Here is a 14,499-nt window from a genome sequence, read left to right as displayed (position 1 = left end):
GACATCGCAGCCCACCTCACGAGACCTTCACCCCTTCTTCGGCACCACCCGAAACGTGCCGCTGGCCCGCGCGATCACGGCGTCGTCCGCCTTCGCCAGGCACTGCGCGAAGCAGATCGTGTTGCCGGTCTTGATCGCCTCGCCTTCGACCGCAAGCCATTGGCCGATCTCGGCGGCCCCGACATAGTCGACCGACAGCGAGACGGTGACGAACGACGTCGTCCAGCCCGTCGCCTGGGCGCAGCTGTAGCCCATCGCGGCGTCGGCGAGCGCCGCGATCAGGCCGCCGTGGATCAGCCCGCGGGCGTTGGTGTGCGGCATCGCCAGGCGTAGTCCGACGGTGACGCCCTTGTCGGTCTTCTTCGAATAGAGGGGCTCCCAGGGATCGGTCAGCGGCGCTTTGCGGAAATGCGGTTCGTAGCCGGCGGGGATGTCGGTGAGGGTCATGGCGCTCTCGCTTCATTGCCTTGGCGACATTGGAAGCGAACGCAGCGGCGAATGCATCACCTACAAAGCTTTAAACGGAATTTGTGCAGATGTTTGAAGCGAGCTCCGCCGTCGCGGCGACGGCCCGGCTCCGGTGATTGCGACTTTTGCCCGCAATACTTGCTCCGCCCGATCCCGTAGGCTTTGGCCGGCGGCCTGCTTGTGGCGCGGGCTCGCAGACGATAATTATATCATATAACGTTTGCGCAAAGGGGGAGAGCGGTCGTCGCCCGGGCAGCGACAAATCCATGCAACATGGCTGACGTAGATGGCGCGACACGGCGCGCCTCAGTTCCGGCTTGAACGCGCCGGCCAATTAGATAACATGTTAATTAACGAGACCGGGCCAACGAAGCCCGCCGTCGCAAAAGGGAGAGACGCATGATGAGGAAAGCCTGTCTGGCGTTGCTGCTGGCAGCAAGCGTGAGCCCAGCGCTCGCGCAGGACAAAACTTTCGACCTGAAGGTCTCGCATTGGGTGCCGGCCTCGCATCCGCTGCAGAAATCGCTGGAAGACTGGGTGGCCGCGGTGAACAAGGATTCCGGCGGCACCATTACCGGCAAGGTGTTTCCGGCCCAGCAGCTCGGCAAGGCCTTCGATCATTACGACATGGCGCGCGACGGCATCGCCGACGTCACCTATGTCAATCCCGGCTACCAGCCCGGCCGCTTCCCGATCATCGGCGCCGGGGAATTGCCGTTCCTGATCTCGGATGCCAAGGGCGGCTCGATGGGGCTCGACGCCTGGTACCGCAAATATGCCGAGAAGGAGATGAAGGACGTCAAATACTGCCTCGCCTTCGTCCACTCGCCCTCCTCGTTCCATTCCCGCACCAAGAAGATCGTCAACCCTGAGGACGTGAAGGGCCTGAAGATCCGGCCCGCTCACGCGACCATGGCGAACTTCGTCACCTCGCTCGGCGGCACCAACGTGCAGTCCTCGGCGCCGGAAGTGCGCGACATCATCGAGCGCGGCGTCGCCGACGGCGTCACCTTCCCCTGGGGCTCCCTGGTGCTGTTCGGCATCGACAAGGTGACCAAGTACGACATGGAGGCTCCGCTCTACACCACGACCTTCGTGTTCGTGATCAACAAGGACAAGTACAATGCGATGTCCGACAAGCAGAAAGCCGCGATCGACAAGAACTGCACGGTCGAGACGGCGGGCGCGGTCGGCGAGCATTGGGGCAAGTTCGAGGATGCCGGCATCGCCAAGGTGAAGGCGGAATCCAGCCATGAGGTCTACAAGCTGACGCCCGAGCAGATCGCGGCCTGGAAGAAGGCGGCCGAGCCGCTGGTCAAGACCTGGGGCGACGGCGCCAGGAAGGCCGGCGCCGAACCGGATGCAGCGCTCGCAGAGCTCAAGGCCTCGCTGAAGAAGTACAACGCGCTGGCGGAGTGACGCCCAGCAGCGGCCGCGCGGACACTGCACCTCTCCCGCTTGCGGGAGAGGTCGCGCCCAACGGGTCGCGCCGAAGGCGCGCCCGATGACAGGCTCCGGCGCGGGTGAGGTTTTCTCATCTTGGGGGTTCTCGATTGTGGAGGCACCCTCTCCCCAACCCTCCCCCGCTAGCGGGGGAAGGAGCGGACCTTCCTCGTGGAAGCGGCTGCATCCAACTTCGCTGACCTTAAACAGGATTCCTCTCCCATGAAGCGCTCCTGGATGGATCGTGTGATCGACTCGATCGAATGGATCGCGGCCGGCTTCGTCGGCATCGTCGCGCTCGACATCTTCCTGTCGGTGCTGTTGCGAAACACGCTGAACTATTCGATCCCCGACAGTTTCGACATCGGCCGCATGCTGCTCGGCATCCTCATCTTCTGGGGCATCGCGGCAACCTCCTATCGCGGCACCCACATCACGGTCGACCTGGTCTGGGGCAATGTCGGGCCGCGCCATCAGCGCATGATCGACGTGTTCGCGACGCTGGTGCTGCTGTTCGTCGTCACCGTGCAGACCTGGACGCTGTTCGACAAGGTCAGGCTGACCTACAACGACAACGTCCAGACCTTCGACCTGCACATGCCGACATGGCCGTTCTTCCTGGTCGCCTGGATCGGCGACGTCTGCGCCGTGCTGCTGATCGCGATCCGCACGTACCGGCTGATCTTCCATCCCGAAGACATGCAAGAACCCAAGATCAAGGTGACGGAGTGACCATGAGTACCGACGCCGTCGCCGTCATCGGCTTCGTCTCCCTGTTCGCCCTGATGCTGCTGCGCGTGCCGGTCGGCATGGCCATGGGCCTCGTCGGCGTGTGCGGCTTCAGCTATCTCGTCGGCTCGACACCGGCCCTGAAGATGGTCGGTCAGGTCACCATGCGCACCGTGACCGACTACACCTTCGGCGTCATCCCGATGTTCCTGCTGATGGGCTCCTTCGTGTCCAATTCCGGCATGAGCCGCGAGCTGTTCCGCGCCGCCAACGGTTTCGTCGGCCATCTGCGCGGCGGGCTCGGCATTGCCACCGTCGGCGCCTGCGGCGGCTTTGCCGCGATCTGCGGCTCCTCGGTCGCGACCGCCGCGACCTTCTCCGCCGTCGCCTATCCCGAGATGCGGCGGTTCGGCTATCCGCAATCCTTCGCCACCGGCGTGATCGCGGCCGGCGGCACGCTGGGCGCGATGCTGCCGCCCTCCACCGTGCTCGCGGTCTACGGCATCATCACCGAGCAGGACATCGGCAAGCTGTTCATCGCCGGCATCATCCCGGGCCTGCTCGCGATGACCATGTACATGATCACGATCTTCCTGATCGGCTATTTCCGCCCCGACTTCCTGCCCAAGGGCAAGGTGACGCCGTGGCGCGAGCGCTTCGCCGGGCTGAAGGAGATCTGGGCACCGGTGCTGCTCTTCATCTTCGTCATCGGCGGCCTCTACGGCCTGCCCTTCCTGCCGCGCTTCACGCCGACCGAGGCCGGCGGCGTCGGCGCCACCGGTGCCTTCATCATCGGCGTGGTGACCGGCCGGCTCGACCGCGAGAAGGTGCTGGCCTCGCTGCTGCAGGCGACGCGCACCGCGGCTGCAGTGTTCACCGTGCTGATCGGCGCGCTGATCTTCGGCTATTTCCTCACGGTGACGCAGACGCCGCAGAAGGTGACGGAATTCCTCACCGGGCTCGGCCTCGGTCCCTACGGCGTGCTGGCCCTGATCATGGTGATGTATCTGGTGCTCGGCTGCCTGATGGACGCCATGGCGATGATCATCCTCACCGTGCCGATCATCTTCCCCGTGATCATGCATCTCGGCTTCGACCCGATCTGGTTCGGCATCATCATCGTCATGACGGTCGAGCTCGGCCTGATCCATCCGCCGGTCGGCATGAACGTCTTCGTCATCAAGAGCGTGGTGAAGGACGTCTCGTTCTCCACGATCTTCAGGGGCGTGATCCCGTTCGTGGCGACGGACCTGATCCGCCTCGTGATCCTGATCGCCTTCCCGCTGCTGGCGACCTGGCTGCCGACGCGGATGATGGCGCATTAGCGGATCGAAGATCGTCACTTACCCTCCCCTGGAGGGGGAGGGTCGATCGCGCATAGCGCGAGCGGGGTGGGGTGACGGTCTCTCCACATTGAATACTGCCTGAGCGGAGAGATCACCCACCCCGGCGCTTCGCGCCGACCCTCCCCCTCCAGGGGAGGGTAAGACGCGGTATCGTTCGTCATAGTCAATTGAGAGGTGAAGCGATGACCACACCGACCATCGAAACCAGATACGTCTTCACCATCACCGCGCGGATCGGCGACGTCATCACCGCGGGCGAGACCGGGATCGGCGTCCGGCGGATCATTCCGATCATCGGCGGCGAGGTGACGGGCGCGGTCAGGGGAAAGGTGCTCCCGTTCGGCGCCGACTTCCAGACCATCCGGCCCAACGAGCTGATCGATCTCGAAGCGAAATACGCCTTCGAGACCGACGACGGTGCGACCGTCTATGTCGAGAACAAGGGTATGCGCTTCGGCCCGGTCGAGCTGTTGCAGAAGCTCAAGCGCGGCGAGCCGCTCGATCCGAAGCTGATCTATTTCCGCACCGTGCCGAAATTCGAGACCGGGCACGAAAAGTACCGCTGGCTGATGGAGCACATCTTCGTGGCGTCAGCGGCGCGCCATGCGGATCGCGTCGTGATCGACGTGCATCAGGTGATGTGACGGCCAGGCCGAAGGGACTCTTCCTGATCGCGCCGGACGATGCTTTGCATCGCCGAGGCGACCTCGGTGAGGTGAAGACGCCTACAGCGTCTCCTGCTTGTGCCCGCAGTTCTTGCAGGCGAACTTGACGCGGGTCTGGCCCTTCTCCGCCTGCACCCGGTTCGGCGCTCCGCACTTGCCGCAGACCGCCTCGATACGGGTCGTGCCCTGCTTGACCACGATGGTCTTCTTTTCCATCGATTCGCGGATCAGGCGCTCGGCCTCCTCGCGCAGGGATTGTTTCGACAAAGCTCGTCTCCGCTTCTGGAAAGCGCGAGAGCCATATCGCACCTGCGCGCGAAGCACAATGCGCCCGTCCTGCCGAGGGGCGCGCGCCGCCCCCAACGGCGCGCTGCGACTATTCGCCTTACGCCGCCTTGGAGACCTCCATCAGCAGCCGCTCGGCCTTGGCGTCCTCGATGCGGTTCACGAGACGGCTGCTCTCATGATTGTCGCGCACGGTCTTGGTCAGGGTGATGCAGGTCTGGATCATCATCACGATACCCATGGTGAGATAACCCTTCATCCAGAGATCGATCGGCAGGAAGAAGATGCCAATGGCGACGAGGAAGGCGGAAGCTGCGAAGGACGCGTAGGTGAAGCTCACCCAGGCGCCGCTGTGAGGCTGGCCGTTCTGGTTCATGATGGTCTCCTGTTGATTGGAATGATGATTGCGTTCGGGTTCGGACGTGAGATCAGGCCGCCGGCATGCGCCGGGACTTCAACCGCGCCAGCACGTCGTCTGCGGTCGTCTTGAGCCGAGGGCCGAATCCCTGCTCGGCGAGTCGTTCGGCGGTGGCGAGCGGACCGGTGGCCGCGTCGAGCTCGACCAGAGCATCGTCGGCCGCCTGCGCCTCCATCTGCCGCTCGCGCAGACGCTTCAAGGTCCCCTCCGCCTCCGGCAAGGTCGATTCATAGGGGCGCGCGGCCTCGATGCCGCTGCGGCGAAGCGAGCGCACCGCTTCCGAGGCGCGGGCGATCCGGCGACCGCGATCGAGCTCGGTGATGCGGGCCTGCGCGTTGGCGACGTGGCGCTTCAGCCTGATGATCTCGGTGGCGAACAGCGCGCGCGCCGTCATGGCCGCATCGCGGTCGGCCTCAAGGGCCGCAATGGCTTCGGCGGCTTCCTTGGCGAGATCCTCGCGGCCGCCATCGAGCGCTGCAACGGCACGGGTCTCGAGATCGGCGATGCGCGCATTCGTGGCCTCGAGCTTGCGGCCTTCCTGCTGGTCCTGCGCGATCGCCAGCGCCAGCGTGCGCTTGCTGCGCTCGACGGCTGCGGCCGCATCGCGCATCTGCTGGTCCAGGATCAGAAGGGCAGTGCGATCTTCCAGTTCCTCCCCCGCAGCGGCGACGCTGCCGCGGAAGAGGGTCACGACGGTCTTGAACATTGGTTGCTCCCTGTTTATGAGCGTTGCTCACAAATGGTTTGTAGCAGGAATCTTGAACATCGTTCAATATTATTTTGAGCGACGCTCAAAAATTTGGTTAAGAATGACTAAAGCTTTGGAACGGCGAGAGAAATTGCGGATCGCCCTGATCCAGGCGGCCGAGCAGATGATCGCCGAGCGGGGGTTGGCGGGCCTGAAGACCCGCGATTTGGCCCGGGAGATCGGCTGCGCCAATGGCGCGGTCTATAATCTCGTCGCTGACCTCGATGAGCTGATCCTGCGGGTCGGCTCGCGCACTCTGTTCCGGCTCGACGAGGCGCTGACTCTCGCGACCCGTGCGGGCGAGCCATCGCCACGGGAAGCCCTGGTCCGCATCGCCCTCGCCTATTGCGATTTCGCCGCTGCAAACCTCCAGCTCTGGCGCGCGCTGTTCGAGCACCGCATGGCGGCCGACAAGCTGGTGCCGGATTGGTCGGTGCACGACCAGATGCAGCTGTTTCGTCACATCTACCAGCCGCTGGCCGCGCTGCTTCCCGGGCGCAGCCCGGAGCAACTCGGCATCACCGCGCGCAGCCTGTTCTCGGCCGTGCACGGCATGGTGGCGCTCGGGCTGGAGCAGAAGCTGGTGGCCGTGCCGCTGCCGGCGCTGCGCAAGGAGATCGCCGGCCTCGTGCGCGCGATGATCGACGGGCTGGCCGCGCGCGACGCGAAAGCATCGGCGGCGGCTGACTAAAATTTCACCTGTCGCATCGCCAGTCACGCGCTTAGCCTTCGAGTCGTCCCTCACCTCTCGGAGCTGCTCATGCCCCTCCTCATCCGCGGCGGCACCGTCGTCAATCACGATCATTCGCGCCGCGCGGACGTGCTGATCGACGGCGAGACCGTCGTTGCGATCGGCGCAGCGCTGGATGCGCCGGCAGGGAGCGAGATCATCGATGCAGGCGGCGCCTACGTCATCCCGGGCGGGATCGATCCGCACACCCATCTCGAAATGCCGTTCATGGGCACCGTCACCGCCGACGATTTCGAATCCGGAACCAAGGCGGCGCTGAGCGGCGGCACCACCATGGTGGTGGATTTCTGCCTGCCCGATCCCGGCCAATCCATGCTCGCGGCGTATCAGGAGTGGCGGCACAAATCCGAGAAGGCGGCCAGCGACTACGGCTTCCACATGGCGGTGACGTCGTGGTCGAAGCAGATCCACGACGAGATGGAAACCGTGGTCAAGACCTACGGCATCAACACCTTCAAGCATTTCATGGCCTACAAGGGCGCGCTGATGGTGAACGACGACGAGCTCTACAATTCGTTCGCGCGCTGCGCCCATCTCGGAGCCATGCCTGTCGTCCATGCCGAGAACGGCGACGTCGTCGCCTTGATGCAGGACGCGCTGATCGCGCGCGGCGTCACCGGCCCGGAAGGCCACGCCTATTCACGGCCGCCCGAGGTCGAGGGCGAAGCCACCAACCGCGCCATCATGATCGCCGACATGACGGGCACGCCGGTCTATATCGTGCACACCAGCTGCCGCGAGGCGCATGAGGCGATCGCGCGGGCACGCGCCGCCGGCAAGCGCGTCTATGGCGAGCCGCTGATCCAGCATCTGCTGCTGGATGAGAGTGAATATCAGAACAAGGACTGGGACCATTCCGCACAGCGCGTGATGTCGCCGCCGTTCCGCGACAAACAGCATCAGGACAGCCTCTGGGCCGGCCTGCAATCCGGCTCGCTCCAGGTGGTCGCAACCGACCATTGCGCCTTCACCACCGAGCAGAAGCGGTTCGGGCTTCACGATTTCAGGAAGATCCCGAACGGCACCGGCGGCCTCGAAGATCGCCTGGCGCTGCTCTGGACCGCGGGCGTCGCCACGGGGCGGCTGACAAAAGAGGAATTCGTCGCGGTGACCTCGGCGAACATCGCCCGCATCCTCAACATCTATCCGCGCAAGGGCGCGGTCGCCGTGGGCTCGGATGCCGACATCGTGGTGTGGGATCCCAGGCAGAGCAAGACCATCAGTGCCAAACGGCAGATGAGCCGGATCGATTACAACGTGTTCGAGGGTTTTGCCTGCACCGGCGGTGCGGCCGCGACGCTGTCGCGCGGCCGGATCGTCTGGAAGGATGGCGATCTGCGCGCCGGGGCCGGCGATGGCCGATACGTCGAACGTCCCGCCTTCTCGCCGGTGCATGTGGCAAATTCGACCTGGAAGGAACTGACGGCTCCGCGCGCCGTCGCACGCGGCGCGGTGACGCCGTAAGCCATCGCACGCCCCGGCAGACGTCCGGGCAACGTCAGCCTCGATCTTGGAGAGACTTAGGAACGAACGGCTGGAGGCCTCGTTGTCGCGTAGTTTTTCTCCAGCACGCGAGTCCCCCATGTATCACCACGTCAAGAAGCTGATGTTCACCGTGCGCGTCGACGAACCCGATCCGCGCTTCGGCAATATGCTGCTCGAGCAGTTCGGCGGCGCCAACGGCGAACTCGCGGCTGCGATGCAATATTCGATTCAAGGGTTGAATTGCGAGGATCCCGACCGCAAGGACCTCCTGATGGACATCGGCACCGAAGAGCTCAGCCACCTCGAGGTCGTCGGCTGCCTTGCCCGCATGCATCTCGCGCCCTCGAAGAACGACCGCCAGGCGGCCGAAGCCGATCCCCTGATCGCGATCGCCGGCGGCGGCGGCGTCAATCTGTTCAACTCGCAAGGCAATCCCTGGACCGCCGACTATCTCAAGATCACCGGGGAGCTCGACGTCGACCTCCGCAGCAACATCGCTGCCGAAGCGCGTGCCAAGATCGTCTACGAGCGCCTGATCAATTTCTGCGACGATGCCGGCAGCAAGGACGCGCTGCAATTCCTGATGACGCGCGAGATCACGCATATGAAGGCGTTCGCGCGCGCGCTCGAGAGCCTGTCGAAGCCGGCCTTCAGCATCGGCAGGATCGCTCCGACGCCCGGCCTCGTGAACCAGTACTTCAACGATTCCACCGGCAGCGGCGACCACGGCGAAATCGACACCCGCGGTCCCTGGAACGAAGGCGAGGACTGGGTGTTCACGGAATCGCCTGCGCTGCAATCCGCCGATCCCAACGCTGCGACACCGATCGTCACCGAGAGCTCGCCGCCCGTCGACGAGGCCGGCCTGACCGATCTCCTGCTCCACGAGCTGCGCGACATTCTCCATGCCGAGAAGCAGCTGACCAAGGCGCTCCCCAAGATGGCGCAGGCCGCGCGCTTCGACCAGTTGCGCGAGCTGTTCGAGCAGCATCTGGTCGAGACCGAGAATCAGGTCGAGCGCATCAACGAATGCTTCGAGCTCCTCGGCGAGAACGCCCGCGCCAAGCCTTGCAAGGGCATGATGGGCCTGATCGAGGAAGGCCAGGAGGTGATGAAGGAAGGCGAAGAGAAGGAGGATGCCGCCGCCGACCTCGCGCTGATCTCTGCGGCGCAACGCGTCGAGCATTACGAGATGGCCGGCTATACCACCGCGCGCAACCTTGCGCAGCAGCTGCGGCACAGCGCGGTCGTCGCCCTGCTCTCCAAATCCCTCGCCGAGGAAGAGAATGCCGATCTCCTGCTCAACCAGGTCGCGCGATCACTGATGTCGGTCGCGAAGATGCCCGCCGCGCTGGAGCAGGCCGAACAAACCTAAGCCGATCGCGCAGCGCGTATCGGAAACCGAGGCCGCCTCGCTCCTCGCGGGGCGGCTTGGCACGTCCTGGCTGTGGCATACACCTTGCCTCTCGATACCGGACAGTTCCGGACAGGAGGCACCCTTGAGCGTTTCACCCTTCGATTTGACCCGCCGCAGCGTCGTGCTCGGCGGCCTCGGTGTCGCCGGAATGACGGCCGTCGCGCCACGCCTCGCCTGGGCGCAGGGCCGAGCCGAGACGCTGTTGGTGGTGCAGGAGCTCGGGCCGAACTCGCTGGACATGCAAGGCGTCGGCTCCAACCAGACCGTGAACGGCCTGTCCTGGAATTGCTACGACCGCCTGCTCACCTACGCTGCCAAGACGCTGCCGGACGGTACGTTGTCGTATGATCGCGAGAAGCTCGCGCCCGAGCTCGCCGAGAGCTGGGAGGTCGCGCCCGACGGCATGTCCTGCACCTTCAAGCTTCGCAAGGACGCCAAGTTTCACGACGGCTCGCCGGTGACCGCCAAGGACGTCAAATGGTCGTTCGACCGCGCCGTGAAGGTCGGCGGCTTTCCGACCTTCCAGATGTCGGCGGGATCGCTGGAGAAGCCGGAGCAGTTCGTGGTGGTCGACGACCACACTTTCCGCATCGACTATGTGCGCAAGGACAAGATGCTGCTGTTCAACGTCGCCGTCGTCGTGCCCTTCATCATCAATTCCGAGCTCGCCAGGAAGAACGCGACGCCGGAAGACCCGTGGGCGCTGGCCTGGCTGAAGAACAACGAGGCCGGCGGCGGCGCCTACAAGATCGAGAGCTGGAAGCCCGGCAGCGAGACCGTGCTGACGCGCTTCGACGACTGGAAGAGCGGGCCGCTGCCGAAGGTGAAGCGCGTGATCGCACGCGACGTTCCCTCCGCCGGCACCCGCCGCGCCATGCTGGAGCGGGGCGATGCGGATATTTCCAGCGGCTTTGCGCCGCGCGATTTCGAGCAGATCATCAAGGAGGGCAAGGTCAAGGTCTCGGGGGTGCCGATCCCGAACGCGCTGTGGTACGTCGCGCTGAACACCGCCAAGCCGCCGTTCGACAATGTCAAGCTGCGCCAGGCCATCGCCTGGGCCATGCCCTACGAGCAGATCCAGAGCAGCGCCTTCTTCGGGCGTGCCGTTCCCATGCATGGCGGCGCCGCCGAGGTCTCGAAGCCGGTCTGGCCGCAGCCGTTTCCTTACGTCACAGATCTCGACAAGGCCAAGGCTCTGCTGAAGGAAGCAGGCTTCGAGTCCGGCCTGGAGACGACGCTGTCGCTCGACACCGGCACCGCCACCGTCGGCGAGCCGACCGCGATCCTGATCCAGGAGAGTCTCGCCAAGATCGGCATCAAGGCTTCAATCGAGAAAATTCCCGGCGCCAACTGGCGCACGACGCTGAACAAGAAGGAGCTGCCGCTCGCGCTCAACCGCTTCAGCGGCTGGCTCGATTATCCCGAATATTACTTCTACTGGAATTTCCACGGCAGCAACTCGATCTTCAACATCTCCTCGTACAAGAACAAGGAGATGGACGCCCTGATCGACAAGGCGCGCTTCACTAATGATGCCGCCGAGTACGACAAAACCGTGAAGGATTTCATCGCGCTCTGCATGCGCGACGTTCCCATCGTTCCGCTCAACCAGCCGATTCACGACGTGGCCATGCAGAAGAGCGTCAGCGGCTACGAATTCTGGTTTCACCGCGAGCCGGATTATCGCCAGTTCGCGAAAGGCTAGTTCTGCCGAGCGACGCTGAGGGTGCGTGAGGCGGCGCGGGCCTGTGCGATCAAAAAGCCGCGCTCCAGGCGCGCAGCACTCGCTTGCAGCATCGCGGCATCGAGCCTGCCCTGTCGCGATCCTTCCAAGGCGCAGGCAAAGACACGGTAGAACTGCACGCCGTCATAGGCGACCAGCAGCAGGTCGACGCCGGCATTGATCGCCTCGACCACGGCCTTGCAGACGTCGTTCTGGTAGATCGCGCCCATGACGAGGTCGTCGGTCATCACCACGCCCTGGTAGTTCCACTTGTCGCGGATGATCCCTTGGACGACGCGCTTAGAATGCGACGCGGCGCGATCGGGGTCGACCGCCGTGAGCGTGACATGGCCGACCATGAGGGCGCTGCGCGAATGCGACAGCACCTCGCGGAACGGCAGCCAGTCGGTTGCCTCCAGCTCCTTCACCGGCGTGTCCAGATTGGCGCTGAAATGATGGGTGTCGGTGCGTACGCGGCCGATGCCCGGAAAATGCTTGAGCGTGGCGCCGACGCCCGTCTCTTCCAGCCCGCGCACATAGGCACTCGCGATGGTGCTGACGACGGCGGGATCGGTCGCTATCGCGCGTTGGCCGATCAGCGTGTGGAAATCGAGACGATTGCGCCGCACCGGCGGCTTGAGGTCGAGCACCGGCGCGAGATTGAGGTTGACGCCGACTTCGGCCAGCTCGCGGCCGTGAATGCGGCCGAACTCCTCGGCCTTGGCCTGCTGCTCCTCGGGGGCGAGCCCCGTGAGCGTCGCCAGCGCCGGCACCTTCGTCAGCGGCGGCGCGAGATGCCCGACGATGCCGCCTTCCTGATCGGCGGCGACGATCAGCGGCGGCAGGCCGGCTGCGCGCCTGATATCCTGCAGCGCCGCGATCTCGGCCCGCAGCGTCTCGATGGTGCGGCCGCGGATATTGTGGCGGGTGACATAGACGCCGCCGATCAGGCTCCGCTCGGCGAGACGCGCGACCTCGGGAAGGGAGGAATAGCCGACCATGAAGTGAGGCCCGAGCTGCCGCGCCTCGATCGCGCTGGCGCCGAGAACGTCGTGCTTGCGCAGCTCGAACTTCAGATGCGCGGCGGACATCAGGACAGGCGGCAGGCACCAGAGCACGACGAGCACCTTGCCGGCCAAGGTGCGCCAGCGACCTCTGCGCAGCAAAAGAGCGACGATTGCGATGCTTGCGGCGAGAAGGGCGATGTTTCCGGCGCCACGCAGCACGAGCAGATAGGGATCGTTCTTGTTCGCGGCTGCAAATGCAACGAGCGGCGCGGCAAGCCAGAGCAGGACGAGGCCGATGCGGTCGAGCAATTGCATGATGCACCACATGCGATGGGCGATGAATGTTTCGCACCTAGCAAAGCGAATCACGCTGCGCGAGAGGCAAAGGCGCGCCTGCACGAAAACTGCAAAAAACTCCTGAAACCGTGCAGACGTTGGCCGCGGCTTCTGCGCAAGCGCCGTTCAGAGTTCGTGACGCCAATATTCACGGAGACTCTCTGAACATGACGAGCCTGGCTTCGACGTCGACGACGGATATCCAACCGATCAAGCCTTCTGCGCCGTCGGCCAAGCTTGCAACGGCGCTGCTGCTGGCCGCGCTCGCCGACTGGCTGTTCTATGATCAGAGGATCGGGCTGTCGCTGACACTGTTTGCGATCGCGACCGCCTGCGTGTCGGCGCTGTTCAATCATGCGGCCTTTAACTTGCGGCGAGCGGCGATCGGCGGCGCGGTCCTCACCCTCGGAATTGTCCCGGCCGTGGAGGAGCTCAACACCCTGTCGTTCCTGATCCTCGTCGCGTCGCTGGCGACTGCGCTGTTGCTTGCGACCAATCCGGATACGACGGAGTTCACCGAACGCGCCCGGGCGCTGCGCAACTTCCTCCTGCTCGGTCCCTTCAGGTTCTTCCTCGACGCGCCCCAGATGCTCAACGTGTCGGCGTTCACCCGCGGCATCGCGCTCTGGCTGATGCCTGCGGCGCTCGGCACCGTCTTCGTCGCGCTGTTCGCCGCGGCCAATCCGGTGATCGAGCAATGGGTGTCCCTGCTCAATCCCAAGGTCGTCTTCGGACATGTCAATATGTGGCGCGTTCTGTTCTGGACCTTGATGCTGGCTCTGGTCTGGCCGTTCATCCATGTGCGCTGGCGGCGCAAGGCGATCGTCACCAGCACCGAAGCCGACGGACCTGTGCCGCCGCCGCTCCCCCCCATGATCTCGGCGGAATTTCTCGGCCCCTCCACCATCCTACGCTCACTGATCCTGTTCAACCTGCTGTTCGCGGCGCAGTCCATTCTCGACGGCATCTATCTCTGGGGTCACGTGGCGCTGCCCGACAACATGACTTATGCGGCCTACGCCCATCGCGGCGCCTATCCGCTGATCGCGACAGCCCTGCTCGCCGCTGCCTTCGTGCTGGTGGCCATGCGTCCAGGCGGGCCGGCCGAGAAATCGAAGGTGATCCGTCCGCTGGTCTATCTCTGGGTCGGGCAGAACGTGCTGCTGGTCGCCTCCTCCATCCTGCGACTCGATCTTTACGTCGGCATCTACATGCTGACCTATTGGCGGACCGCGGCCTTCATCTGGATGGGCCTGGTGGCTCTCGGGCTGATCCTGATCGTCGCCCGCATCGCCCTCAACCGCTCCAACCGCTGGCTCGTCTGCGCCAACCTGACCGCATTGACGATCGTGCTCTATGGTGTCTCGCTGGTGAACTTCGATGCATTCATTGCCGACTACAATCTGACGCACAGCAGCGAAACGGGCGGGAACGGCGTGAAGGTCGATGCCAACTACCTCCTCACGCTCGGGCCGCAGGCGCTGCCTGCGATCGACAAGGTCATCGCGCTTCGCGGCGGCGATTACTGTCTTGCAGGACGTCGAGATCGGCTTGTAGAAAGTCAACGGCAGGACCTCGCCTGGCGGGCCTGGGGCTTCCGGAGCTGGCGGCTGCAACGTCGGCTGGACGCACAGGCCAAAATTCAGCCCGGCGATCAGCCGGCGGGGTGAGCGGAGAG

The 14,499-nt window shown here is 64.5% G+C and carries 14 protein-coding genes; 9 read left to right on the top strand and 5 right to left on the bottom strand.

The window, feature by feature from the left end:
- Window positions 1-27: 27 nt before the first annotated feature.
- Entirely contained in the window at window positions 28-447 is a 420-nt protein-coding gene (locus BDOA9_RS10520; RefSeq protein WP_025033900.1) for a PaaI family thioesterase, read from the bottom strand.
- 423 nt (window positions 448-870) lie between these two features.
- Between BDOA9_RS10520 and BDOA9_RS10515 the strand changes: the two genes are divergently transcribed.
- From BDOA9_RS10515 to BDOA9_RS10500, 4 genes are all read left to right on the top strand, one after another.
- Window positions 871-1,887, top strand: a complete 1,017-nt coding sequence (locus tag BDOA9_RS10515) for a TRAP transporter substrate-binding protein (protein ID WP_025033899.1) — start codon at window positions 871-873, stop codon at window positions 1,885-1,887.
- Between the two features lie 246 nt (window positions 1,888-2,133).
- On the top strand, window positions 2,134-2,643 hold the full coding sequence (locus BDOA9_RS10510) for a TRAP transporter small permease (protein ID WP_025033898.1): 510 nt from the start codon (window positions 2,134-2,136) through the stop codon (window positions 2,641-2,643).
- Window positions 2,644-2,645: 2 nt separating this feature from the next.
- Entirely contained in the window at window positions 2,646-3,965 is a 1,320-nt protein-coding gene (locus BDOA9_RS10505; protein WP_025033897.1) for a TRAP transporter large permease, read from the top strand.
- Window positions 3,966-4,168: 203 nt separating this feature from the next.
- A complete protein-coding gene (locus tag BDOA9_RS10500; protein ID WP_025033896.1) occupies window positions 4,169-4,630 on the top strand; it encodes a DUF3237 domain-containing protein in 462 nt (153 codons plus the stop codon).
- An 81-nt stretch (window positions 4,631-4,711) separates the two neighbouring features.
- On the opposite strand, the gene BDOA9_RS10495 is transcribed toward BDOA9_RS10500, so the two are convergent.
- From BDOA9_RS10495 to BDOA9_RS10485, 3 genes are all read right to left on the bottom strand, one after another.
- Window positions 4,712-4,918, bottom strand: a complete 207-nt coding sequence (locus tag BDOA9_RS10495; RefSeq protein WP_025033895.1) for a hypothetical protein — start codon at window positions 4,916-4,918, stop codon at window positions 4,712-4,714.
- A 118-nt stretch (window positions 4,919-5,036) separates the two neighbouring features.
- On the bottom strand, window positions 5,037-5,312 hold the full coding sequence (locus BDOA9_RS10490) for a YiaA/YiaB family inner membrane protein (RefSeq protein WP_025033894.1): 276 nt from the start codon (window positions 5,310-5,312) through the stop codon (window positions 5,037-5,039).
- 52 nt (window positions 5,313-5,364) lie between these two features.
- On the bottom strand, window positions 5,365-6,060 hold the full coding sequence (locus tag BDOA9_RS10485; protein WP_025033893.1) for a PspA/IM30 family protein: 696 nt from the start codon (window positions 6,058-6,060) through the stop codon (window positions 5,365-5,367).
- Window positions 6,061-6,163: 103 nt separating this feature from the next.
- Between BDOA9_RS10485 and BDOA9_RS10480 the strand changes: the two genes are divergently transcribed.
- The 4 genes from BDOA9_RS10480 (at window position 6,164) to BDOA9_RS10465 (ending at window position 11,460) form a co-directional block, all read left to right on the top strand.
- Window positions 6,164-6,793, top strand: coding sequence for a TetR/AcrR family transcriptional regulator (locus BDOA9_RS10480; RefSeq protein WP_025033892.1), 630 nt, complete (start codon window positions 6,164-6,166; stop codon window positions 6,791-6,793).
- Window positions 6,794-6,862: 69 nt separating this feature from the next.
- On the top strand, window positions 6,863-8,317 hold the full coding sequence (hydA, locus tag BDOA9_RS10475) for a dihydropyrimidinase (RefSeq protein WP_025033891.1): 1,455 nt from the start codon (window positions 6,863-6,865) through the stop codon (window positions 8,315-8,317).
- A gap of 118 nt (window positions 8,318-8,435) precedes the next feature.
- On the top strand, window positions 8,436-9,713 hold the full coding sequence (locus tag BDOA9_RS10470; RefSeq protein WP_025033890.1) for a DUF892 family protein: 1,278 nt from the start codon (window positions 8,436-8,438) through the stop codon (window positions 9,711-9,713).
- Between the two features lie 124 nt (window positions 9,714-9,837).
- A complete protein-coding gene (locus BDOA9_RS10465; RefSeq protein WP_025033889.1) occupies window positions 9,838-11,460 on the top strand; it encodes an ABC transporter substrate-binding protein in 1,623 nt (540 codons plus the stop codon).
- Here BDOA9_RS10465 and BDOA9_RS10460 read toward each other — a convergent pair.
- A complete protein-coding gene (locus BDOA9_RS10460; RefSeq protein WP_025033888.1) occupies window positions 11,457-12,800 on the bottom strand; it encodes a glycoside hydrolase family 3 N-terminal domain-containing protein in 1,344 nt (447 codons plus the stop codon). The genes BDOA9_RS10465 and BDOA9_RS10460 overlap by 4 nt on opposite strands.
- A gap of 188 nt (window positions 12,801-12,988) precedes the next feature.
- Here BDOA9_RS10460 and BDOA9_RS10455 point away from each other — a divergent pair, with 188 nt between their 5' ends.
- Window positions 12,989-14,491, top strand: coding sequence for a DUF4153 domain-containing protein (locus BDOA9_RS10455; protein ID WP_025033887.1), 1,503 nt, complete (start codon window positions 12,989-12,991; stop codon window positions 14,489-14,491).
- The last annotated feature ends 8 nt before the right edge of the window (window positions 14,492-14,499 follow it).

This window comes from Bradyrhizobium sp. DOA9, assembly GCF_000617845.2.
Taxonomy (GTDB): domain Bacteria; phylum Pseudomonadota; class Alphaproteobacteria; order Rhizobiales; family Xanthobacteraceae; genus Bradyrhizobium.
This window is presented reverse-complemented; position numbering and strand designations above follow the sequence as displayed.

Coding starts and splice junctions, on each gene's coding strand:
- BDOA9_RS10480 (WP_025033892.1), top strand. CDS start 6,164: ATGACTAAAGCTTTGGAACGGCGAGAGAAATTGCGGATCGCCCTGATC.
- BDOA9_RS10515 (WP_025033899.1), top strand. CDS start 871: ATGAGGAAAGCCTGTCTGGCGTTGCTGCTGGCAGCAAGCGTGAGCCCA.
- BDOA9_RS10500 (WP_025033896.1), top strand. CDS start 4,169: ATGACCACACCGACCATCGAAACCAGATACGTCTTCACCATCACCGCG.
- BDOA9_RS10485 (WP_025033893.1), bottom strand. CDS start 6,060: ATGTTCAAGACCGTCGTGACCCTCTTCCGCGGCAGCGTCGCCGCTGCG.
- BDOA9_RS10470 (WP_025033890.1), top strand. CDS start 8,436: ATGTATCACCACGTCAAGAAGCTGATGTTCACCGTGCGCGTCGACGAA.
- BDOA9_RS10520 (WP_025033900.1), bottom strand. CDS start 447: ATGACCCTCACCGACATCCCCGCCGGCTACGAACCGCATTTCCGCAAA.
- BDOA9_RS10510 (WP_025033898.1), top strand. CDS start 2,134: ATGAAGCGCTCCTGGATGGATCGTGTGATCGACTCGATCGAATGGATC.
- BDOA9_RS10505 (WP_025033897.1), top strand. CDS start 2,646: ATGAGTACCGACGCCGTCGCCGTCATCGGCTTCGTCTCCCTGTTCGCC.
- BDOA9_RS10490 (WP_025033894.1), bottom strand. CDS start 5,312: ATGAACCAGAACGGCCAGCCTCACAGCGGCGCCTGGGTGAGCTTCACC.
- hydA (WP_025033891.1), top strand. CDS start 6,863: ATGCCCCTCCTCATCCGCGGCGGCACCGTCGTCAATCACGATCATTCG.
- BDOA9_RS10455 (WP_025033887.1), top strand. CDS start 12,989: ATGACGAGCCTGGCTTCGACGTCGACGACGGATATCCAACCGATCAAG.
- BDOA9_RS10460 (WP_025033888.1), bottom strand. CDS start 12,800: ATGCAATTGCTCGACCGCATCGGCCTCGTCCTGCTCTGGCTTGCCGCG.